At 59.1% G+C, this 21,644-nt stretch carries 23 protein-coding genes; 5 read left to right on the plus strand and 18 right to left on the minus strand.

Translation table 11 applies throughout. The features are described from left to right. Window positions 1-145: 145 nt before the first annotated feature. The 14 genes from lpxB to WDZ78_RS06865 all read right to left on the minus strand — a co-directional run bounded on the left by lpxB (window position 146) and on the right by WDZ78_RS06865 (window position 14,466). Window positions 146-1,330, minus strand: coding sequence for a lipid-A-disaccharide synthase (gene lpxB, locus WDZ78_RS06800; protein ID WP_425672630.1), 1,185 nt, complete (start codon window positions 1,328-1,330; stop codon window positions 146-148). Window positions 1,331-1,334: 4 nt separating this feature from the next. Continuing rightward, on the minus strand, window positions 1,335-2,207 hold the full coding sequence (locus WDZ78_RS06805; RefSeq protein ID WP_425672631.1) for an LpxI family protein: 873 nt from the start codon (window positions 2,205-2,207) through the stop codon (window positions 1,335-1,337). Between the two features lie 3 nt (window positions 2,208-2,210). Then, window positions 2,211-3,026 carry an acyl-ACP--UDP-N-acetylglucosamine O-acyltransferase gene (gene lpxA, locus WDZ78_RS06810; RefSeq protein ID WP_003521399.1) on the minus strand — a complete coding sequence of 272 codons (816 nt, stop codon included), beginning with the start codon at window positions 3,024-3,026 and terminating at the stop codon, window positions 2,211-2,213. After that, on the minus strand, window positions 3,023-3,490 hold the full coding sequence (gene fabZ / locus WDZ78_RS06815; RefSeq protein ID WP_003502572.1) for a 3-hydroxyacyl-ACP dehydratase FabZ: 468 nt from the start codon (window positions 3,488-3,490) through the stop codon (window positions 3,023-3,025). The genes lpxA and fabZ overlap by 4 nt, the downstream gene beginning before the upstream one ends. After that, entirely contained in the window at window positions 3,483-4,550 is a 1,068-nt protein-coding gene (gene lpxD, locus WDZ78_RS06820) for a UDP-3-O-(3-hydroxymyristoyl)glucosamine N-acyltransferase (protein WP_425672632.1), read from the minus strand. The genes fabZ and lpxD overlap by 8 nt, the downstream gene beginning before the upstream one ends. A gap of 49 nt (window positions 4,551-4,599) precedes the next feature. Continuing rightward, on the minus strand, window positions 4,600-6,924 hold the full coding sequence (gene bamA / locus WDZ78_RS06825; protein ID WP_020012420.1) for an outer membrane protein assembly factor BamA: 2,325 nt from the start codon (window positions 6,922-6,924) through the stop codon (window positions 4,600-4,602). 199 nt (window positions 6,925-7,123) lie between these two features. After that, the gene (gene rseP / locus WDZ78_RS06830) at window positions 7,124-8,245 is read right to left on the minus strand and encodes an RIP metalloprotease RseP (protein WP_425672703.1); all 1,122 of its coding nucleotides are present in this window, start codon (window positions 8,243-8,245) and stop codon (window positions 7,124-7,126) included. 49 nt (window positions 8,246-8,294) lie between these two features. Further along, on the minus strand, window positions 8,295-9,128 hold the full coding sequence (locus WDZ78_RS06835) for a phosphatidate cytidylyltransferase (RefSeq protein ID WP_020012418.1): 834 nt from the start codon (window positions 9,126-9,128) through the stop codon (window positions 8,295-8,297). Further along, entirely contained in the window at window positions 9,128-9,871 is a 744-nt protein-coding gene (locus tag WDZ78_RS06840; protein WP_425672633.1) for an isoprenyl transferase, read from the minus strand. Before WDZ78_RS06840 ends, WDZ78_RS06835 begins: the two co-directional genes overlap by 1 nt. Window positions 9,872-9,936: 65 nt before the next feature. Further along, the gene (gene frr / locus WDZ78_RS06845; protein ID WP_003502562.1) at window positions 9,937-10,494 is read right to left on the minus strand and encodes a ribosome recycling factor; all 558 of its coding nucleotides are present in this window, start codon (window positions 10,492-10,494) and stop codon (window positions 9,937-9,939) included. Window positions 10,495-10,556: 62 nt separating this feature from the next. After that, window positions 10,557-11,279 (minus strand): UMP kinase, encoded by a 723-nt coding sequence (gene pyrH / locus WDZ78_RS06850; protein ID WP_035218853.1) that lies wholly within the window; start codon window positions 11,277-11,279, stop codon window positions 10,557-10,559. A 97-nt stretch (window positions 11,280-11,376) separates the two neighbouring features. After that, window positions 11,377-12,303, minus strand: coding sequence for a translation elongation factor Ts (gene tsf, locus WDZ78_RS06855; protein ID WP_020012416.1), 927 nt, complete (start codon window positions 12,301-12,303; stop codon window positions 11,377-11,379). A 360-nt stretch (window positions 12,304-12,663) separates the two neighbouring features. Continuing rightward, entirely contained in the window at window positions 12,664-13,431 is a 768-nt protein-coding gene (gene rpsB / locus WDZ78_RS06860; RefSeq protein ID WP_003502558.1) for a 30S ribosomal protein S2, read from the minus strand. Window positions 13,432-13,623: 192 nt separating this feature from the next. Then, entirely contained in the window at window positions 13,624-14,466 is an 843-nt protein-coding gene (locus WDZ78_RS06865) for a cell envelope integrity EipB family protein (protein ID WP_020012415.1), read from the minus strand. A 116-nt stretch (window positions 14,467-14,582) separates the two neighbouring features. Between WDZ78_RS06865 and WDZ78_RS06870 the strand changes: the two genes are divergently transcribed. Genes WDZ78_RS06870 through WDZ78_RS06885 form a run of 4 tightly spaced genes read left to right on the plus strand, consistent with a single transcriptional unit; the run spans window position 14,583 to window position 17,434 of the window. Next, window positions 14,583-15,053: a RidA family protein gene (locus tag WDZ78_RS06870; protein WP_425672634.1), complete on the plus strand. Its 471-nt coding sequence runs from the start codon at window positions 14,583-14,585 to the stop codon at window positions 15,051-15,053. After that, window positions 15,050-15,790, plus strand: coding sequence for a glycerophosphodiester phosphodiesterase (locus WDZ78_RS06875; RefSeq protein ID WP_425672635.1), 741 nt, complete (start codon window positions 15,050-15,052; stop codon window positions 15,788-15,790). The genes WDZ78_RS06870 and WDZ78_RS06875 overlap by 4 nt, the downstream gene beginning before the upstream one ends. Beyond that, window positions 15,787-16,980: a GNAT family N-acetyltransferase gene (locus WDZ78_RS06880; RefSeq protein WP_425672636.1), complete on the plus strand. Its 1,194-nt coding sequence runs from the start codon at window positions 15,787-15,789 to the stop codon at window positions 16,978-16,980. The genes WDZ78_RS06875 and WDZ78_RS06880 overlap by 4 nt, the downstream gene beginning before the upstream one ends. A 22-nt stretch (window positions 16,981-17,002) precedes the next feature. Next, on the plus strand, window positions 17,003-17,434 hold the full coding sequence (locus tag WDZ78_RS06885; RefSeq protein ID WP_425672637.1) for an HIT family protein: 432 nt from the start codon (window positions 17,003-17,005) through the stop codon (window positions 17,432-17,434). A 129-nt stretch (window positions 17,435-17,563) separates the two neighbouring features. Here the strand turns inward: WDZ78_RS06885 and WDZ78_RS06890 are convergent, their stop codons facing one another. Then, window positions 17,564-18,415 carry an urea carboxylase-associated family protein gene (locus WDZ78_RS06890; RefSeq protein ID WP_425672638.1) on the minus strand — a complete coding sequence of 284 codons (852 nt, stop codon included), beginning with the start codon at window positions 18,413-18,415 and terminating at the stop codon, window positions 17,564-17,566. 110 nt (window positions 18,416-18,525) lie between these two features. Between WDZ78_RS06890 and WDZ78_RS06895 the strand changes: the two genes are divergently transcribed. After that, window positions 18,526-19,410 (plus strand): LysR substrate-binding domain-containing protein, encoded by an 885-nt coding sequence (locus WDZ78_RS06895; protein WP_425672704.1) that lies wholly within the window; start codon window positions 18,526-18,528, stop codon window positions 19,408-19,410. On the opposite strand, the gene WDZ78_RS06900 is transcribed toward WDZ78_RS06895, so the two are convergent. The 3 genes from WDZ78_RS06900 to WDZ78_RS06910 all read right to left on the minus strand — a co-directional run bounded on the left by WDZ78_RS06900 (window position 19,389) and on the right by WDZ78_RS06910 (window position 21,509). Next, entirely contained in the window at window positions 19,389-20,339 is a 951-nt protein-coding gene (locus WDZ78_RS06900; protein ID WP_425672639.1) for a phosphatase PAP2 family protein, read from the minus strand. The genes WDZ78_RS06895 and WDZ78_RS06900 overlap by 22 nt on opposite strands. A 70-nt stretch (window positions 20,340-20,409) precedes the next feature. Beyond that, window positions 20,410-20,754, minus strand: coding sequence for an AzlD domain-containing protein (locus tag WDZ78_RS06905; RefSeq protein ID WP_003502544.1), 345 nt, complete (start codon window positions 20,752-20,754; stop codon window positions 20,410-20,412). Further along, the gene (locus WDZ78_RS06910; protein ID WP_020012406.1) at window positions 20,751-21,509 is read right to left on the minus strand and encodes an AzlC family ABC transporter permease; all 759 of its coding nucleotides are present in this window, start codon (window positions 21,507-21,509) and stop codon (window positions 20,751-20,753) included. The genes WDZ78_RS06905 and WDZ78_RS06910 overlap by 4 nt, the downstream gene beginning before the upstream one ends. Window positions 21,510-21,644 lie beyond the last annotated feature (135 nt).

Genomic DNA, 21,644 nt, shown 5'->3' on the forward strand with positions numbered 1-21,644 from the left:
CTCTGAAGGCCAGAGAATTGCCGTCCTAACGATCAAATGCGTTAAAACCGACCCCTCGCCTGCCCGCATTGGCGGCAAGGCGGCGGCCAGCTTAACCTATCGGAAAAACCGTTTTTTCCACCGCCTGATGACAGGACGGCTGCGACTATACCGAGGGACTGTTCTTGTTGTTGAGGACATCGAGAAGAATGCGTGCGCCGGTTTCGCCCGGCGGTACATCCGTGTGCAAACGCTGCTGCACCAGCGCGTAACCTTCGAGCATCGCCCGCCGCTCGGTGGTGTCGGAAGACAGACGTTCCGCCCAGCGCAGCATCGAGCCTGACCTGACCACCTCGTTGAAATATTCCGGAACGATGGCGTAGTCGGCGATCAGGTTCGGCAAGGCGCCAGTCCAGGTTTTCACCCGCTTGCTCAACATGGTGAAAATCCAGTCGGTCTTGTAGACCGAGATGGTTGGTACGCCCGCGAGTGCAAGTTCCAGAATGACCGTGCCGGAAGCGGCGATGGCCGCATCGGCTTCAGCAAACGCGTTCCATTTGAAGGCGGAATCGATGCCGATTTCGGGCCTGATATCCTCCGGCCATGATGCCGCCAGTTCGCGGATGCGTTTTTCCTGACGTGGCACGGTGGGCAGGAGAAACCGCGTCGGACCGTTGCGCTCTACAAAAGCTCTCGCTGCCGCCTGAAAAGGCTCCATCAGCCGCGTCGTTTCAGTGGAACGCGAGCCCGGCAGGAGGAGGATGGTTTTCGGCTGGCCATCTGCCGGTAGAGCGCGTTCCGCCCGCTTCTGCCGCACTGAGAGCACATCGGCATCGACGCTGAGCCGATGGCCGACAAAGGTCGTCGGGGGGCCGCCGAGACGGCGCATCGCTTCCGGCTCGAAGGGGAGCAGAGCCAGAACATGATCGACATAGGACAGCATCGCAGTGGCGCGATATTCCTTCCACGCCCAGACGCTGGGGCAGACATAATTGACAACAGGCAGATGCGGCAATTGCCGGCGGACTTTCTTCGCAACGCGATGGGTGAAATCCGGGCTGTCAATGATCAGCAGAATATCGGGCTTTGCAGCAGCGATTGCCTGAGCGGTCTGGTTGATCCGCGCAATGAGCTTCGGCAGCTTTTTCAGAACCTGCGTGAAGCCCATGATGGAGAGCTCGGAATAGTCGAACAGGGAAACCAGACCCTGTGCTTCCAGCGCATCGCCGCCGACACCCACCAGCTCGACGGGGCCTGCATATCGGGCCTTGAGCGACCGGATCAGATCCGCGCCCAGAAGATCACCGGATACCTCTCCGGCTATGACCGCCACTTTTAATGCCGCCGTCATCCGATCAACTCTCCCCCATCATGTCTCCGCTGAGTGACGTATCGATACCGCAGACGAATATGCCCGCCTCGTCGGCCGCTTTCAACATCGCCTCGCGATCAAGCACCAGCGCCCGTCCGGCTTCGACGGCGATGCCGGCCAATCCGGCCTTGCGCGCATTCTCCACCGTTTCCACACCGATTGTCGGCAGGTCGGCGCGCACATCCTGCTGCGGCTTGCACAGCTTTACGAGTACACCCTTGCGGCGCGGGGATATACGTCCTTCGGCGCGCAATGCCGCGACGCGCGCCAGCATGGCGTCCGTGCCCTCAACGCCTTCCAGCGCAACGATACGGCCACCGACGGCAACTGCACCCTGCCCCACATCGAGCTTGCCGAGCGCAAGCGCGGCTTCCGCAGCCTTGCGTATATCACGCAGATCATCCTCGGCAGGTTTTTGCGTACCGAAAGGGCCTATAGAGGCCAGCAGGCCGGGGGCGATCTCATGGGCACCGATGACTTTTGCGCCAAGCGTGCCGATGATCTTGATGACCATCTGCAGAACGGCGTCGTCGCCGCTCGACAGCAGTGTTCTGACAATGGAAGGCAGTTTGAGCAGGATGCCGAGTGTAGGGCGGATTTCCCGCCATTCCGGCCGTCGCGCCACACCGCCGGAAAGCACGACACGGTCTACCTGGTTTTCGCGCAGCATACGGCCAAGCCCGGCAACATCACCGACACTGATGACGGCATTGTCGAAACCGCTCCAGTCGAAACGGGAATCATCACGCAGGCGCACGATGAAAGGGTTCTCGCCCATCTCACGGGCGGCTGACGCCACATAAAGCGGCAGCTGGCCGCTGCCGGCCACAATGGCGAGACGCCCGCCGCCTGTCACGGCTCACTTGCCCCGGTTGGGCGAAGAGATCGCACGGTCGCTATCCGCACCGATGAAATCGATGACCTCAAGCGCCTGCGGGCAATCCAGATAGTCGTTACGGTCGATGGCCGCCGCATTGCCGCGGATCGTGCCCTCAGCCTCGAAAATCGCCTTGTAGACGCGTCTGACCTTGTGGATATCGGCGCGCTCGATGCCGGCACGGGTCATGCCGACGACGTTCAGGCCGCCGAGGATGCCGGGATTGCCATTCAGCATGCCATAGGGAATGACATCGTAATTGACCGCCGAAAGTCCGCCGATAAAGGCCTGGCGGCCGATGCGGGTGAACTGGTGCACGGCGCAGCCACCGCCGAGAATAGCGCGGTCCTCAATGGTGACATGGCCCGCCAGCATCACATTGTTGGACAGGACGATGTGGCTGCCGAGGCGGCAATCATGCGCCACATGCGAATTGGCGAGGAAAAGATTATCGTCACCGATAATGGTCTTGCTGCTGCCATCGGAACTGCCGGCGTTCATCGTCACGCCTTCACGCATGATGCAGCGCTCACCGATCTCGAGGGTCGTTTCCGAACCGTCGTGGCGAATTGCCTGTGGCGTGCCGCCGATAACCGCCATGGGATGGACAACCGAACCACGGCCGATCACGGTCAGGCCGGAAACAACGGCGTGATTGTGCAGCTGGACATCGTCATGCAGCGTGACTTTCGCGCCGACATAGCTCAGCGCACCGATGACGACGTTTTCACCGATCACCGCACCGTCTTCGATCACGGCGCTCGGATGAATTCTGGCCGAGGCGGCAATCGTGCTCATTGCTGATCCTCGGGGATCATCATGGCGCCTACATCGGCCTCCGCCACCAGCGCGCCGTCCACCTTCGCCTCGCAATGGAATTTGAAGACATTGCCGCGCTGACGCTGCTTCACCACATGGATTTCCAGACGATCACCGGGAACGACGGGCCTGCGGAAACGCGCATTGTCGATGGTCATGAAATAGACGAGGTAACCGCCCTCACCCTGGCTACGGGCGCAGATCGCGCCTGCCGTCTGGGCCATGGCTTCGACGATCAGAACACCAGGCATGATCGGGCGATCCGGGAAATGGCCGGTGAAATGCGGTTCGTTGACGGTGACGTTCTTGATGCCGATCGCCGAGTTGTTACCATCGATCTCGATGATCTTGTCGATCAGCAAGAACGGGTAACGATGCGGCAGAAGCTTCATGACTTCCAGAATGTCAGCCGCGCCGAGCGTCGTCTTCGTTTCTTCAGTCATTGTTTTTCTCTCCTGTTTTTTTATCACGCCCTTCAGCGCGCGCCAGAATTTCGGCCATGTCGCGCAGGAAATATTTCATTGGACGCGCAGGCGTTCCGCCATAACGGGCGCCTGCCGGTACGTCCGCCACAACACCGCTCATCGCCGCAATCTGCACGCCGTCGCCAATGTTGATATGGCCATTGATGCCGGCCGCACCACCAATCATCACACCGTCGCCGATGCGCGTGCTGCCCGCAATGCCAACCTTGCTGACGATGCCGCAATGGCGGCCGATGCGGACGTTGTGGCCGATCTGGACCTGATTGTCGATCTTGGTGCCTTCGCCGATGACCGTGTCATCCATGGTGCCACGATCGATCGTGGTGTTGGCGCCAATCTCGACATTGTCCTGAATGATGACACGACCGATCTGCACGATCTTCAGCATGCCGCGTGGACCGGGGGCATAACCGAAACCGTCCTGACCGATGCGCGCGCCGTTGTGGATAATCACATTATTACCGATGAGCGAGGCAAGAACGCTTGCGCCGCCTGCAATGGTGCAATCGCGCCCTATCTGCACATCCTGCCCGATGATGACGCCGGGGCCAATCCGTGTACCAGCGCCGATATGCGCGCCGGCTCCAATCACGGCAAGCGCCTCGACGATAACGCCCGCCTCCAGCTTCGCGGATGGATCGACATGCGCAGCATGGGAAATTTCGGCGTCCATCCGCGCTATCGGACCGGGTCGCATGGCGGAAGGATGCAGAAGGGCGCCAACCTGCGCAAAGAGAGTGTGTGGGTTCTTCGATATCAGCGCGGGTGTGTGAGACGGAAGCATGTCTACAAGCGCCGCATCACAAATAACGGCGCCAGCGTCGCAGGTCTGCAGCTCATCGCGGCTCTTGCGCGAAAGAATATAGCAGAGCTGATCGGGCTTTGCCCTATAGACCGGCGAAACGGACCTGATAATCCGTTCTCCCGCCGCGTCGTCAGACAGTTCCGCCCCAAAACGGTCTGCGATATCTTTCAATCGCAGTCCTTCGTGGGGCGGAAAAAAGGCATTGTATTCCATCAGCCGGAAACTCCAGAACGTTCAAAGTTGCAGTTCTGGACTGCCGATATCAGAAAGTGTTGGACATGCCAAACCGGAAACGCTGTTCCTCGTCGTAGTCTTCCTTGGCGATCGGTACCGCGTAGTCGACGCGGATCGGACCGAAGGGCGACGCCCACATCACGCCGACACCAGCGGATGCGCGGATGGAGTTGTCGTCCTTCACACCTGCACTGTTGGCAACCTTGTTGCCATAGAGCGTGCCGGCATCCACGAAGCCAGCAAGACGCAGGCCGAAATCTTCCGGAACGCCAGGCATCGGAGCCGTGACTTCAGCAGACGCGGCGAAATAGGTCGTGCCGCCGATGGAGTCGGAGCCGATACGCGGACCGATACCATCGTTCTTGAAGCCGCGAACCTGACGGCCGCCGAACTTGAACTGATCGAAGACCAGCAGATTGTCGCCCGTCGGCACTACGTGACCGGCCTGACCCGTGAGCGAGCCGATGACATCGTATTCGTCAGACAGCGTATAGAAGAAACGAGCCTTGGCGTAGATCTTGTAATATTCGGAATCGCCGCCGAGGCCTGCAAATTCGTTCGTCAGAGCAGCCTGCCAGCCTTCACGCGGCATGTTGCGGTCGTCGAGCGTGTTGTAGTTCAGCGTGTTCGAAATGATGGACTGCGTCCAGTCACCGCCACGGATCAGGTCCTTATAAGGCGCGGCAAGGTTACTGCCGGTTTCCCAGTCGCCTTCGCCATCATAGTTGAGCTGCTTGTAGGTGTACTTGAACGTGGTCGAGAGGTCCTCGGTGATCGGCGCGGTTACACGCAGCGCGAAACCCTGCTCGTCGTAGTCGTAATAATCTTCGCTGCGGCTCTGGCTCTTGAACAGGTCGAAACCTGCGGCAAGACGATAGCCGAGGAAGTAAGGCTCGGTGAAGGACAGCGTGTAGCTACGTGCATCGTCTTCACCCGCACCGGCGGCAAGACGAATGTACTGGCCACGACCGAGGAAGTTCTTTTCTTCGATGGAGGCTTCGAGCAGAACGCCGTCGTTCTGCGAATAGCCTGCGCCGATACCGAACGAACCCGTCGACTGGTCTTCGACGTCGACAACAATCACGACGCGGTCAGGCGCGCTGCCGCCGGCGGTCGAGATATTGACCTTCGAGAAATAGCCGAGCGCTTCGAGACGGCGCTTTGCAGCCGTGATGACCGTCTGGTTGAACGCGTCGCCTTCGGAGATATCGAACTCGCGACGAATGACGTAGTCACGCGTACGGGTGTTGCCACGGATTTCGATACGCTCGACATAGGCGCGCTCGCCCTGGTCGACGATATAGGTCACACCGATGGTGTTGCCAGCCATGTCGCGGTCGCCGCGCGGCGTTACGCGGGCAAAGGGATAACCTTCGCCGGCCACGCGCTTGGAAATCGCTTCCATGCTCTGCTGAACTTCCTTGGCGCTGTAGCTGCCACCCTGACGGGTTTCCACGAGGCCCTGCAGCTCCGAACCGTCGACGCCCGGAACGGTCGATTCGACCGCGACGTTGCCGAAGTTGTAACGCTGACCTTCATCGACCGTGATGGAGATGGTGTATTCGTTCTTGGACTCGTCCAGCACAGCTTCGGAGGACACGACACGGAAGTCGGCGTAACCGCGGTTGTAGTAGAACTGGCGCAGCGCCTCTTCGTCGGCGCGCAGCTTGTCCTCGTTGTAGACGTCCTTGCGTGTCAGGAACGACAGCATGTTGGACTTCTTGGTATTGATGACGGCGGCCAGACGACCATCGCTATAGGCATTGTTGCCGACGAAATCGATACGGCCGATCTTCGTGCGCTCGCCTTCATTGATGACGAAAGCAATGTTCACACGGCCCTGACCGACGGAAACGGTCTGCGTGGTGACTTCAACATCGCTACGGCCGATGGCGGCATAGGCTTCCTTGATGCGGGCGATATCCGCCGTCACGATGGCCTGATTGAACGGGCCGAGGGACTGGGTCTGCACGATGCCGGCGAGCTTGTCGTCCTTGATCTTGCGGTTGCCGTTGAAGACCACCTGGTTGACCAGCTGGTTCTCATTGACAGTGACGACCAGCGTGCTGCCGGAAACGCGCATGGAGACATTCGAGAAGTAACCGGTGGCGTAAAGACGCTTCACCGATTCATCGATATCCGAATTGGAAAAGTTCTTACCCGGCGCAATGGTGATGTTGGAACGCACGGAGTCCGCGCCGGACCTTTCAGCCCCGCGAACATCGATCCTGCTGATGACGGCTGCATTTGCAACGTCAGCAGAGGCAAGCACGCCAAGGCCCGCAACCGAAGCAACACCGGCAGACAGAGCAACCGCCGACACAGCGTTCAAAAATCTTGAACCAGCCTTCATTTCAATTCTTACCTTTTTACGTTGTCCCTCAGCGGGCGGAACCCGACTCCGGCCATGTGCGTCGTTTTACCTGCTTTTCCCCTACAAGCAAGCGCGAACGTTAAATTCTGTTTACTTCGTGCTCCAGAGTGGCTCATTCGCCACTTCGGCATAAAAACAGGGTAAACAAACAACTAACAAAACCGTTAAAACACAATCCTCAGCCGATCAAGCTGCTGATATCATTCCATGTTGCAAAAACCATAAGACCCAAAATCATCATCATGCCGATACGGAACGCGACTTCCTGCGCGCCCGCGCCGAGCGGCCTGCCGCGAATGGCCTCGATCGCGTAAAACACCAGATGACCGCCGTCCAGAACCGGCACAGGCATCAGGTTCAGCAGACCGATCGAGACGGAAAGGACTGCGGCAAGCTGGATAACAGCGGAAATGCCGAGCGTCGCCATCTGGCCGGACGCCTGCGCCACCCGCACCGGACCACCCAGCTGATCGGCATTCATGCGGCCGGTCACGAGATTGCCGATATAGTTGAAGGTTCCGGTAATAACGTGGCCGGTTTCGCGCACGCCTTCGGCCAGGGCCTCGGTCGGCGAATATTCAATATGGCGGAAATTGCCGCTGGTCTGGTCGGTAACGATGCCGATAATGCCCATTTCCAGCTTGTTGCCGAACTGGTCGGTGGTTTCCGTGCGGGTCGGAACCATCGGCAGCTTCATCTCCTCGCCCGCCCTTTCGACGGTTACGGTGATCGGCGTGCCCGGGCGGATGCCGACGTAACGGCGGACATCCTCGAAAGTCATCACTTTTTCGCCATCGATTGCGACCAGCCGGTCGCCGGGCCGCACGCCAGCTGCGGCGGCAGCGCTGTTTTCGCGCACTTCCGCCACGACCGGATCGGCGATCATCCGGCCATAAATGCCGAAAAGCACCGCGAAGATGAGAATGGCGAGAATGAAATTTGCAATCGGGCCCGCAGCAACCGTGGCCGCTCTTTTCCACAGCTTTGCGCCGGAAAGCGTCTGCGCCCTCTCTTCCAGCGACATATGCGACAGGCCGGAACTATCCGGCTTGCTGGCGGCATCCTCATCGCCGAAGAACTTGACGTAACCGCCGAGGGGAATCGCGGAAATCTTCCACCGCGTACCGTGCTTGTCGGTGAAACCGATCAGCTCCGGGCCGAAGCCGATGGAAAATGCCGTGGAACGGATGCCGCACCAGCGCCCGACCAGATAGTGGCCCATTTCATGGACAAAAACGAGCAGGGACAGCACCAGGATGAAGGGCACGATATAGCCGGTCAAAAAGCCGGTCGCCGCCATTACTGTGTTCATGACAATCTGCCCTTTATGTCGTGACCTTTCGCGCCATTCAGAAACCCGGCAACAGACCGCCGCCCGATCCGGGCACGTCGCCGGTTGCCGCCGCATGCACGAAAGCAATGAGGAATACCGTAAAGCAGGCGAAAACAAGACCGTCAACACGGTCCATGAAGCCGCCATGGCCCGGAATGAGATGGCTGGAATCCTTGACCTGGAAACGCCGTTTCACGAAGGATTCAAAGAGGTCACCGATCTGGCTGAATACCGACAGGATGAACGCGAGCCCCAGCACCAGCAGGCTCAATCTGCCGTGATAGGCCATGGACACTGCGCCGCCTCCGATCACCGCCGCCGCTGCCCCGCCGATCGCACCCGACCAGGTCTTGCCGGGCGAAATCGAAGGCGCAAGCTTCGGCCCGCCAATGGCGCGTCCAACGAAATAGGCGAGAATATCCGTCGACCAGACGACGGCGAAAATGAAAAGGATGGACACGAAGCCCGTCAGCTCATCACCGCGAATGGCCGCCAGCGAGATGCCGCTCAGGCCCGCATAAAAAATGCCGCCCACCAGCCACCAGTTCCTGCCGCGCAAAACCGGAAACAGGGCTGCGGTCAGCGTGAAGCCGGATAAAAGCGGCAGATCGAGCGAGGATTCGCCAAAAATCGTATTGCCGGCGATGACGGCGACCGCGAACCAGCCCCAGGCATTGCCGGTCGGGTTGGTTTCCGACAGCCGGGTAATCGTCGACCATTCATAATAGATGAGGATCGCCAGAAGACCCGCGACGATGCGAAACAGAATGCCGCCATACCAGGTCGCGGCCAGAATGACCGCCGCCATGACGATTGCGGAGACGATCCGCAGTCTGAGTTCACGGCTCATCAGGCGCCTACCACGGCAACCTGCTCGGTGAGTGCACCAAAGCGGCGGTCACGCGTTGCATATTGCTCGATTGCGGAGAAGAATCGCTGGCGGTCGAAGTCGGGCCAATATTCGGGAACGAACAGGAACTCGGAATAAGCGGCCTGCCAGAGCAGGAAGTTTGACAGGCGCTCTTCGCCGCTGGTGCGGATGATAAGATCCGGATCCGGCATGCCCGACGTGTCGAGCCGGGCCGAAATCATCTCCGGCGTGATCGAATCGGCATCGAGCCGGCCTTCGGCGACATCGCGGGCGATTGCCGCCGTGGCGCGTACAATCTCGTCACGGCTTCCATAGTTGAAGGCGATCACCAGCGTCAGCTTGGTATTGCCAGCCGTCATCTGCTCCGCCTCTTCGAGGAGAGAGCGTATGTCGGTCTTCAGCCCCTGCCTGTCACCGATGATCCGCACACGGACATTTTCGCGATGCAGTTCGGCAAGGTCACGCCGGATGAAAGCCTTCAACAGCCCCATCAGGTCACTCACCTCGGATTCGGGTCTGCGCCAGTTTTCCGACGAGAAAGCAAACAGCGTGAGATAGCGTATTCCGCAATCACCGGCCGCGCGCACGGTCTCGCGCACGGCCTCCACCCCACGGCGATGCCCCATCACGCGCGGAAGACCGCGCTGCTTTGCCCAGCGTCCATTGCCATCCATGATGATGGCGACGTGCTCGGGTATGGAGGAACGTGTCGTCGTCGGCATATCGATCCAGTAACAGGGCAGTGCGGAATTAAAACGAATAAAATACAGGTCTACCGCAAGCGATATCAGACCTGCATGATTTCCTTTTCCTTCTCGGCAAGCAAGCGGTCAATTTCCGAAATCGTGTCGTCGGTCATTTTCTGCACCTTTTCCGACTGTCCACGGCTTTCGTCCTGACCGATGTCGCCATCCTTTTCGGCTTTTTTCAGACCATCCATGCCGTCGCGGCGCACATGGCGAATCGCGACCTTGGACTTTTCGGCATAATCATGAGCGACCTTGACGAGCGACTTGCGGCGCTCTTCGTTCAGTTCAGGCAGCGGAATTCTGAGGTTCTGACCATCGACGATCGGGTTAAGGCCGAGATTGGATTCCCGGATCGCGCGATCGACGGCATTGACCATCGACTTGTCCCAGATGTTGACGCCGAGCATGCGCGGCTCCGGAACCGTGATGTTTGCAACCTGGTTGAGCGGCACACGCGAACCGTAAGCTTCAATGGTGACCGGATCGAGAATGTTGGCCGAAGCCCGGCCGGTGCGCAGCGATGCGATATCGCTCTTGAATGCGTTGATGGCGCCATCCATGCGGCGCTTGATATCGTTGAGGTCAATACCACTCATCTTGATACTCCGTCTCTGTCGGCTGTGGCCGGAATTCGCCCAGGGGGCGGCGTCTTTTTTGATTACTTGTCGTGCACGATGGTCTTGCGGCCACCGCCGGTCAATATCTGCGCGAAACCGCCCTTCTCGTGGATCGAGAAGACGATGATCGGAATATGGTTTTCGCGGGCAAGCGCGACGGCGGCGATATCCATGACCGCCAGGCCCTTGCCGAGCACTTCGCTATGGGTCAACTCGTCGAAACGGGTGGCTGCCGGATCCTTCTTCGGATCGGCAGAGTAGATGCCATCCACCTGGGTACCCTTGAAGATCGCCTCGGCGCCCATTTCCGCTGCGCGAAGCGCTGCAGCAGAATCGGTGGTGAAGAACGGGTTGCCCGTACCGCCGGCGAAAATAACCACACGCCCCTGTGCGAGATGGTGAAGGGCGGCGCGCTGGGAGAAGCTCTCACAGATTTCAGGCATCGCGATTGCCGAGAGAACGACGGTGTCGATGCTGAGCTTGCGAAGCGAGGTTGCGAGCGCCAGTGCGTTGATGACTGTTGCCAGCATGCCCATATGGTCGCCGGTAACACGATCGCCCCCCTTGGAGGCCACGGCCACGCCGCGGAAAATATTGCCGCCGCCGACGACAACGCCGACTTCAACACCCATCGCCCTCGCCTCGGCGATATCGGAGGCGATACGGTCGGCCACCGCCACATCGATACCGAAACCCTGATCGCCCATAAGGGCTTCACCGGAAGCCTTGAGAAGAACACGTTTGTAGATCGGCTTGGAAGACATCATGACTCCTCGGAAATGTAACCGAAACGCGGATACACGAAGGGCACCGCGTTGTCACGCGATGCCCTCCCGTTTTCCCAAGATTGGGTAAATATAATCAGCCCTTGGCGACTGCGGCGACTTCTGCTGCGAAATCGCTTTCTTCCTTCTCGACGCCTTCGCCGAGCAGCAGGCGAACCATGCCCGTCACTTCGATCGCCGCGCCGGCTTCCTTTTCGGCTTCCTTGACGGCAGCGCCGACAGTGATGTCGGGGTTGATGACGAAAGCCTGCGACAGAAGGGCGACTTCTTCGAAGAACTTGCGCATGCGGCCATCAACCATCTTTTCGATGATGGCTTCCGGCTTGCCGGATTCGCGGGCCTGTTCGATGAAGACGTTGCGCTCGCGCTCGGCCACGGCAGCGTCGACTTCTTCAGCACGGATGGCGAGCGGGTTGGTTGCAGCGATGTGCATGGCGACCTGGCGGCCGATCGAGTTCAGAACGGCCTTGTCGCCGTCCGACTTCAGGGCAACGAGAACGCCGAGCTTGCCGATGCCGTCGCCGGCAGCGTTGTGGATGTAGGTCGCAACAACGCCGTGCGGAACTTCGAGTGCAGCGGAGCGGCGCAGCGTCATGTTTTCGCCGATCGTCGCGATCGCGTCCTTGATGCTGTCGGAAACGGACTTGCCGGTTGCCGGATATGTGGCAGCGGAAACAGCGTCAACGGTGCCGTCGGTGGTGAGGGCAACCTGGGCGATACCGCGGATGAGGTCCTGGAACGCATCGTTGCGGGCAACGAAGTCGGTTTCGGAGTTCAGCTCGACAACGACAGCCTTGTGACCCATGGTGGCAACGCCGACCAGACCTTCGGCAGCCGTGCGACCGGACTTCTTGTCGGCCTTTGCGATACCCTTGGCGCGCAGCCAGTCGATCGCCGCTTCCATGTCGCCATTGGTCTCAGCAAGAGCCTTCTTGCAGTCCATCATGCCTGCGCCAGACTTCTCGCGCAGTTCCTTCACCATTGCGGCTGTGATTTCGGTCATTGTTTGCCTCTTATCGGTTCGATCGGTCAGCCGGCGGAATTTGCCGTGCCGAAGTTCTGGGTGATGACTGTACCCGGCCGCACACCCTTTGAAACCGGAGAGGATTTCAGGAAAGGGGCATGCGCATTCCCAAGTGCTGCGGCGTCTCCATACATCGGAATGATGGGTGCCGCCGAAGTGTGACAGCGTTATGAAGACTGCCTTGCGTTTCAACCACGTCAGACGCCAGCGGTTTCCTAAAAACGTAGCGGAGCGCTTGAAACGAACAAGGCCGTCAACCCATTGAAGGTCTTTGACGGCCTTGTCATATCCTGGTCGAGGAGACGGCGATCAAGAAATCGCCGCCAGACAGGGCCTAAATCAGGCGCCAGCCTCGTCTTCGAGAGCGGGCTCGATCGGCGCTTCTTCAGAAGCGCCGATGTCGCGGCCGGAAGCGCCCTGCTGACGGGCAATACCGTCGATGGCAGCACGGGCAATCAGGTCGCAGTAGAGCGAGATGGCGCGCGAAGCATCGTCGTTACCCGGGATCGGGTAGTCGATATGGTCCGGGTCGCAGTTGCTGTCGATGATCGCAACGACCGGAATGCCAAGACGCTTGGCTTCTTCGATCGCGATCTTTTCCTTGTTGGTGTCGATGATGAACATCAGGTCCGGAACGCCGCCCATATCGCGGATACCGCCGAGAGCCTTTTCAAGCTTTTCGCGCTCGCGCTCAAGGTTCAGGCGTTCCTTCTTGGAGTAGCCGGAGCCTTCCGAGTTCAGGATTTCGTCAACCTTGCGCAGACGCTGGATCGAGTTCGAAATGGTCTTCCAGTTGGTCATCATGCCGCCGAGCCAGCGGGAGTTGACGTAGTACTGGGCCGAACGCTTTGCGCTGTCGGCGATGATTTCGGACGCCTGACGCTTGGTGCCGACGAACAGAACGCGGCCGCCACGGGCAACGGTGTCGGACACGACCTGAAGGGCGCGCGACAGCATCGGAACGGTCTGAGCCAGGTCGATGATGTGGATGTTGTTACGGTCGCCGAAGATGTACGGCTTCATCTTCGGGTTCCAGCGATGCGTCTGGTGGCCGAAGTGAACACCAGCTTCCAGAAGCTGACGCATAGAAAAATCGGGCAATGCCATGCCTTGTTACTCCTTTTCCGGTTTAACCCCCGCGAAGCGAACAGCGCCGATTTTCATCGACACCACCGGGCGGAACGGACCGGATTTCTCCCGGAACATCCCAAGCTTCGCGTGTGGAATGGTGAGCCGCATACAGTCGCCCGCATGAAAATGCAAGCATTTATGCGAAAAAACCGGCGAAATAGCCGCGTTTCAGCGAACGGGCTTGTTTTCGCAGGTTTCGGGCTTGAGAATATCGAGCTTCGCAAGCTTTCCCGTCAGAACGAAATCGCCGTAATCCATCGTCAGATCTCGGGTGATTCCGTTTTCGTAAAGCTTGAACGACATGCGATAGATCGGCAGGGCGTCGGTGCCGGTCTTGTCGTTGTAATAGGCGATCGTCACCGGCCAGAAGGCCGCCTTGGCGAATTCGCCCGCCTTGCCGGCGTCGGCGTCGCCATCCTTCGGCATTTGTGATTTGCCGACCAGCGTGGATGTGATCAGGCTTTCATCGCCATCATCAGAACCGTCGAATATCCGGGATTCGAAAATGCGCTTTCCCTGTTTCGCATGTTCGATGACCTGAAACATGTGCTGTGTCGGGAATTCGCTGGCGACGAGACTGACCTGACGGGCATCCGGGCGGGTGAGATCGACCTTCACGCCCTCGGTGCTGTCGGTTGCGGCCCCCTGCACTTCCTTGTCCAGCTTGTCATCGGTGTAGGATTTGGTCTCGAAGGTGAATTTCTTCGCGGCAAGGTCTTCGAAAGTCGTGGTCTGCTGGTCGGTCATGCGCACGGCGTCGCCGGTGTTGATCTGCGTCACGAAACGGAAATCGGTCTTGTACCCCTGACAGGATGAGCCGGTGAATTCATAGACCATGCGGCCGGTCATGCCCTCGATGCCGGAGCGATCCGACGCATCCTTGAGTTCGAGATCGTAGACGGCGCGGTGGGCGACGAGATCCGGAACCGTGACGGGCAAGGCATTGGCAGCGCTTGACAGGCCGGTCATAAGCCCTGTTGCGGCAACGAAACCAAGCGTCCTGACAAACATGCAATATCTCCTGTTGGACTCGCCGCTCATATTGTACAAGCAACCGCCCGGCTTTTGGATCAACATCTTCTGAATGCCGGATTCTTGAAGGATTTACAACAAAACCGGAGACGAAAATGTCGGACGTCATCGAAGGCCGCCTCAAGGAACTTGGCTTCACACTTCCCGTCGCCGCGGCGCCAGCCGCAAATTACGTTCCGTTCGCCATCAGCGGCAATCTGCTTTATGTATCGGGTCAACTGCCGATGGAATCAGGCAAGATTGCGGTGACGGGCCTCGTTGGCCGCGATGTCGACGTGCCAGGCGCCCAGCGCGCGGCCGAATTATGCGCCGTCAACATTCTCGCACAGGTCAAGGCCGCTTTGAATGGTGACCTCTCGAAAATCCGCCGTGTCATCAAGCTGAGTGGCTTTGTTGCCTCGGTTCCGGAGTTCGTGGAACAGCATCTCGTCATCAACGGCGCGTCCAATCTTCTCGCCAATGTTCTCGGGGATGCCGGCAAACATGCCCGCGCCGCCGTCGGCATGGCCTGCCTGCCCTTCAATGCATCAGTCGAAATCGACGCCATCGTGGAAATCGACGTATGACGCTCAAGCTTTCCTGGCTGACGGCTGAGCCCGTCGCCCATCGCGGTTATCATGATCTCAACAAGGCGGTCTGGGAAAACACGCTTTCGGCATTTTCCCGCGCCATCGAGGCCGGTTTCGCCATTGAATGCGACGTTCAGCTGGCAGCCGACAGCGTGCCGGTGATTTTTCACGACGACGACATGGCCCGCCTGACGGGCATCAAGGGCGACGTGCGCGAACGCACATCGGCTGAATTGTCGCTGCTTGCCGTCGGGCAGACCAAGGACCGCGTGCCTACCCTCAAGCAGCTTCTGGCGCTCTGCGCCGGCAGGGTGCCGCTGGTGATCGAGCTGAAGGGCCGCGCCGGCGAAGGCGTCGATGACGGTTTCGCCGAGGCGGTTCTGGAGGACCTCGAAGGCTACAAGGGCCATGTGGCGCTTATGAGCTTCGACCATCATCTGCTGAAGGACCTGAAGGCTGCGGGTTCACCCTGGCCGCTGGGCCTAACCGCCGAAGGCGACAAGCCGGAAGACTTCTTCAAACATGATGAAGCGATGCAGCTGGGGCTCGATTTCATCTCCTATCATTGGGGTCATCTGCCCAACAGCTTTATCGAGGCGCAAAGAAAGCTCGGGCTTCCGGTGATTACCTGGACGGTCAGGGATGAAAATGCGCGCGAGACCACCTGTAAATATGCGGACCAGATGACATTCGAAGGTTTCGACCCGAGAGAGAACCCATCCGCGACGGCATGACAGAAGACTATTCCATCAGCATTGCGCAATCCTTTGGGGATATCGATCCGGAAAGCTGGAAACGGCTTTCCGGAACATCGCGTAATGCATTAGGAAAACACTACAACCCTTTTATTTCTCATGAATTTTTATCGTCTATGGAAGAGTCAGGGTCAGCGACAGCCAAGACCGGCTGGCTTGGGCACCATCTTCTTCTCGAAAACGCCTCCGGTGTGCTCGTCGGCGCAGTGCCGGCCTATCTGAAGAACCACAGCAAGGGCGAATACGTCTTCGACCACGGCTGGGCGGATGCTTTCGAGCGGGCCGGTGGGCATTATTACCCGAAACTGCAATGTTCAGTGCCCTTCACTCCGGCAACCGGGCCGCGCCTGCTCGTTTCAGAAAACGAAGACGAGACACGCTTCAAGGCGTTACTGGCCTCCGGTCTCGCGCAGGTGACTGAAAAGATCGGCGTCTCCTCGGCACATGTCACATTTTTGGAAGAGAGCGATCTTTCAGCCCTTCTGCCGCGCGATTTCCTGCACAGGACTGACCAGCAGTTCCACTTCATCAACAATGGCTATCGCGACCACGATGATTTCCTCGACGCCCTTTCCTCGCGCAAGCGCAAGGGGCTGAAGAAAGAACGCCGCGCGGCGGTGGAAAACGGCATCGAGATCGACTGGCTGACCGGAAGCGCCCTGACCGAGGATATCTGGGACCAGTTCTTCGCCTTTTACATGGATACCGGCAGCCGCAAGTGGGGCCGGCCTTATCTGACACGAAAATTCTACTCGCTGATCGGCGAGCGCATGGCCGATGATGTGCTGCTGGTGATGGCGAAACGGGATGGGCGCTATATTGCCGGTGCGATCAACTTCATAGGCTCGGATGCGCTTTATGGTCGCCATTGGGGCTGTATCGAGGATCATCCCTTCCTGCATTTCGAGGTCTGTTACCATCAGGCAATCGACTTCGCACTGGCGAAGGGGTTGAAACGGGTGGAAGCGGGCGCCCAGGGCGAGCACAAGCTGGCGCGTGGTTACGTGCCGGTGACCACCCATTCGGCGCATTTCATCGCCCATCCGGGCCTGCGCCGCGCCATTGCCGATTATCTTCAGCGCGAACGCGAAGAGGTCGAACATATCGGCGATTATCTTGATGAACACACGCCCTTCCGCAAGGGCGAGAGACAGGAACCGGACGTATAGTCCGCTACGAGGAGAGATCACGATGACGGCCAGCGCCTATGACGACAACAATATCTTCGCAAAAATCCTGCGTGACGAAATTCCGAGCCACAAGCTTTATGAAGACGAGCATACGCTTGCTTTCATGGATGTGATGCCGCAGGCCCCCGGCCATCTGCTCGTCGTTCCCAAGACCGGCTCGCGCAATCTGCTCGATGCCGACCCGGAGGTGCTGGCGAGGACCATTCCCGTGGTGCAGAAACTCGCCGTCGCGGCCAAGGAAGCCTTCGATGCCGACGGCGTCTTCGTCGCCCAGTTCAACGAGCCAGCGGCCGGACAGACCGTCTTCCACCTGCATTTCCACGTCATTCCGCGCAAGGAAGGCGAGCCGCTGAAGCCGCATTCCGGCGTGATGGCCGATGGCGAGGTATTGAAGGCCCATGCGGAAAAGATAAAGGCGGCGCTTGCGTCGTAATGCAGGCTTCACGCGCGACGTCATCCTCGGGCTTGTCCCGAGGATCCAACCACGTATCGCGACATAGAAAAGTTGGGGATGCTCGGGACAGGCCCGAGCATGAAGGAAGAGAGGACTTCGGACGCGTTATCACACAGGGTTGCGATAGGCATTCCTTTCTGGCCATGGCCAGCCTTCAAGCACCGCCATATCCGGCCGGAATATCTCCACCTTCAACGGATAACAGGCCGCCGTATCGCTGGAATGCGTGGCGCTGCAATCACCGCCCGGGCAGGCGGACAGAGCGCCGATAAGATCGATCTCCGCAAAAAGCTCCAGATAATCTCCCGGCCTCACCGGGCTCGCTTTCATGAAATATTGATGCGTGTCGCGGGTAAAGCCCGTACACATGAAGACGTTCAGCACGTCGTGCACATGCGGCTCAGCCTCCCGGAACGACAGGCCACTGGCGGAGGCGAGCGCATTCGTCAGGTTGGAATGGCAGCAATGGTGATAGTCGCCACCGCTCAGGAGCTTGTTGGTATAGGGATCGCAGCGGGTGCCGATCACGTCATGCACCCCGCCGCCATCCTCGTCGAAGCCATACCATGACAGTGTGTCGTGCGTGATGGTCGCCATGGGGCGCAGCGATGGCAGGTTGCTCCACAGCCGGTTGCCGACCGTAACATGGGTGGCATGCAGGGCGCGGGTCTTGCCGCTGAAAAAACGCTCGGTCAGATCGTGGGCGTTCCAGAGGTTAAGGTCTCCCACCTGCGGACCTTCAATACTCACGATGCGAAAGAAATGTCCCTTCGGCACATGAAAGGTGCGGCCGTCACGCGGCGGCACGATGACCTCATCGATCTTTTCCATGCCATTACTTGCCTGCGCGAGGCGAGCAAGGTCCGGCGTCTCAAGCGTGCCATTCGGATAAACGACAACGGGACGGACGGCGCGGCGTGCGGCGGCGTCAGCGGGTTCGGCGACGGGCATGGGGGTCATGAAATCCTCTGGGCGATGAAAATACCGATGCGAAATTGCGTCAGGAATACCCGTCTGACAAGACGGGTTTTTCTTGCGCTCAGGCCAAGTCTGACTTAGCCTTGACGACTATGAAACTGCCTCCCCTTGCCACCCTCCGCGCATTCGAAGCCGCGGCCAGAAGAACGAGTTTTTCTCTGGCCGGGCAGGAACTCGGCATGACGGCGGCGGCCGTGAGCCAACATGTGCGCAATCTGGAGGCCTGGCTTGGCGTGGCGCTGTTCGAGCGGCATGCGAGGGGCGTGAGGCTCACCCCGGCCGGAAAGGAATTCGGCACTACGGTTTCAACCGCCTTAAAGCAGATCGCCTCCGGCGCAGAGCGGATCAGCCGTGGTCGCGAACGTCCCGTTGTTCACCTTGCCAGCCTGCCTTCGGTGGTGACCTACTTCCTCACGCCCCGCCTTCCCCGCTTCCGGGCGCTGCATCCTGATATACAGGTGTCGATCAGCTATTCCGGGGCGCAACATGCCGGCCCGGCCGATCTCACCATCGGGCATGGAATCTCTTTTGCGGACAATGCAGTGCCGCTTTTCAGCGCCGAGACGCGCCCCACCTGTGCTCCCGGTTACATCGCCAAATCTGGGCCCTTCAGTGATGAAGCCAGCCTGTTGCGGGCCGAACTGCTGCATGACGATACCGAGACCGCGTGGCAGAGCTGGTTTGCCGCGGCCGACTTGTCGTTATCCTATGGCGCTGGACCGATTTTCGCAGATTTTAATCTCCTCGTCACGGCGCTGAAGGCTGGACAGGGTATCGGCCTCTGCCCGACGGTGCTCCTTCGCGAAGAAATCGCCAGGGGCCAGTTGACCGTACTTTTCGACCGCGCTTCCGATGCGGACAAATATTACTGGCTTATCCGGCCTGAAGAGATGACCGCACCGGCGAAAATTCTGGCCGATTGGCTGATGGCCGAAGCCCATGCGAGCCAAAGTCACTACTCCGCAGCAACGATCTGAGCCGGAACCGGTGTCAAAACACCAAGGCGTTCCCTCGCCGACAGCCGATCGAGCAACCTGCCGGAAGCCGCGCAAACGATGGCAAAAGCGATGAGACCACCGAAAACATCCGAAAGATGATGCCCGCCCTGAACCAGAACGGCCGGCAACATCAGGAGGTTCAGCGGCAATATTATCGCCATCGCCCAACGGTTACGAGGCACGAACCAGACTGACATTGCCGCCATGAAGATATGAAATGATGGAAATCCGATCAGGCCGAGCACGTTTTGGGGAGTGAGATAGCTGACGCCCTCCAAGCCCAATCGCATCAGTTCCCGCCCATAAGCGGGATCGACCGCCAGCGTGACCGTATCGGTGACCCATTGCGGCAGTTCCAGATAGGCTTTGGCGCCGTATGTGGGGAAAAAAATCCAGAAGACGATGCAGGCGAGAGCACCAAGCACCCCGGTCACCAGAAAATGATGCAACATCCGGTCTTTGCCGGTAAACCCCAGCATGATGACAATGAACAGCAATTGCGGCAGCGACGTCCCGTAGACAAGAAATAACGTTTCGCCGATCCACGGATTGGCAGCAGCCCAGATGACCATATCCCGCCAGTTGTAACCGAGCGCGGCATCGACGCGGAATAACAGGGGATCGATTGCAGGAAACTGAACCGGCAGGAACATGTAATTGAAGACGGAGCCCACCACCGTGAAGAGGATGAACAGCCCGGCGGAAACCAGAGCCGTGGCTATGCGAAGATCACGCTCGCTTATCCGGTAGAGTTGGCCAAGAAGGAAAACGCCGCCGCCCACCCCCAGGCAGAGAGCATATCCGAGATAGTCGACATCAATGCCTCTCACCGCAATCAATGCCGCATCGATGGCGAATAACATCAGAATAACACATAATACAAATCGTTCTGCCGCAAATAGTCGCACGGAATTACCCCCCGGGTTCCAGCACGGACCACGCTAGGTCGACGGTCTTAATATTCGGATAAGGTGAGTATTAGAAACCGAGTGCGAACAATCCACCCGCCAGAAGCAGGATCGGAACCGCCACGCCGACGATGACCCGCTGGCCCGCCAGCAAAAATGCGATGAAACCGAGCGTGGCGGCCCCAATGCGCAGCCACAGGGGTGACGCCTCAAGTGTACCGGTTGGAAAGACGATCAGCTTGGCGGTGACAGCCATGACGAGCGCGGTGGCAACTGCCCTCACCCAGTGCAGCGCTTCGGAATCCTCCTTCAGGCGGTTGCCGGCGAGAACGCCGAGCCAGCGCCAGAGATCGGTCGCCAGCCAGCCGGCAATCGCGATGAAGAGATAGGGCGCCCACCAATGTTCGGTCATCATGGTTCGCTCTCCGGTGAGACGGGTTTTATCCGCCGGCGGAAGACAAGGCGGTCGATGAGATAGGCCGCCGTGCCGCCGCCAATCCCGGCATAAAGAATATCGAACTCCGGTGCGATCACCGCGAAGGCGGGACCGGCGATGACGCCGATGACGAAGGCGACCTTGACGACGGAATGACGGGCAGAAGCCCAGATCGATGCCACGAAATAGACCGGCGTGAGAAAAAACAGCACGCCGGCGACGAGAGGCGGAAAGGCGGCGACGACGCCGTAACACAGGCCGACGATGATGGCGTTGACCACGGTGAGCGTAATACCAAAACCGGCGAACCAGGCGGCGCGGGCTTCACGCGGCACCCTGGAGAGATTCTGCGTGGCGAAGACCCAGGCGGTGATCGCAACGAAATGTGAGAGGAACAGCAAAATCCATGTCGGCGTCTTCGCGCCGCGCATCTCCGGAACGATGGAAGCGACCATCGGCATCATGCGGACCGAGGACAGCGTCACCGCCAGAAAACAGGCGGCGAGGTTGGCGCCGCCGACCATGGAACCAATCAGGATCATCTTGGCCGGCAAGGCCCAGATGACAAGCGTCATGAACACGGCTTCGCCGCGCGCAACTCCGGATTCGAGTGCGAAAGCGCTGAAACCGACGAAAGATGTCATGAGAATGAGCGAAGGCAGCGAGAATATGCCCCGCATTCCCCGGAAGAACCAGCCGCGCAATGGGATGGTATCGCTGTCGGCAGTGTGCATTGCTGACCCACTCGAGCATGTCGCCCGAAAACGCCGTGGCTTCGGGGTAACGTCATGCATGAAACAAAAATGAAACGCGTCGCAGGTATCAGGTAAAACGCGACGCATTTCATACATGAAAATGCCGGGCTTTCG

The sequence above is a fragment of the Agrobacterium sp. M50-1 genome (assembly GCF_049843495.1).
In the GTDB taxonomy this organism is placed as follows: Bacteria; Pseudomonadota; Alphaproteobacteria; order Rhizobiales; family Rhizobiaceae; genus Agrobacterium; species Agrobacterium radiobacter.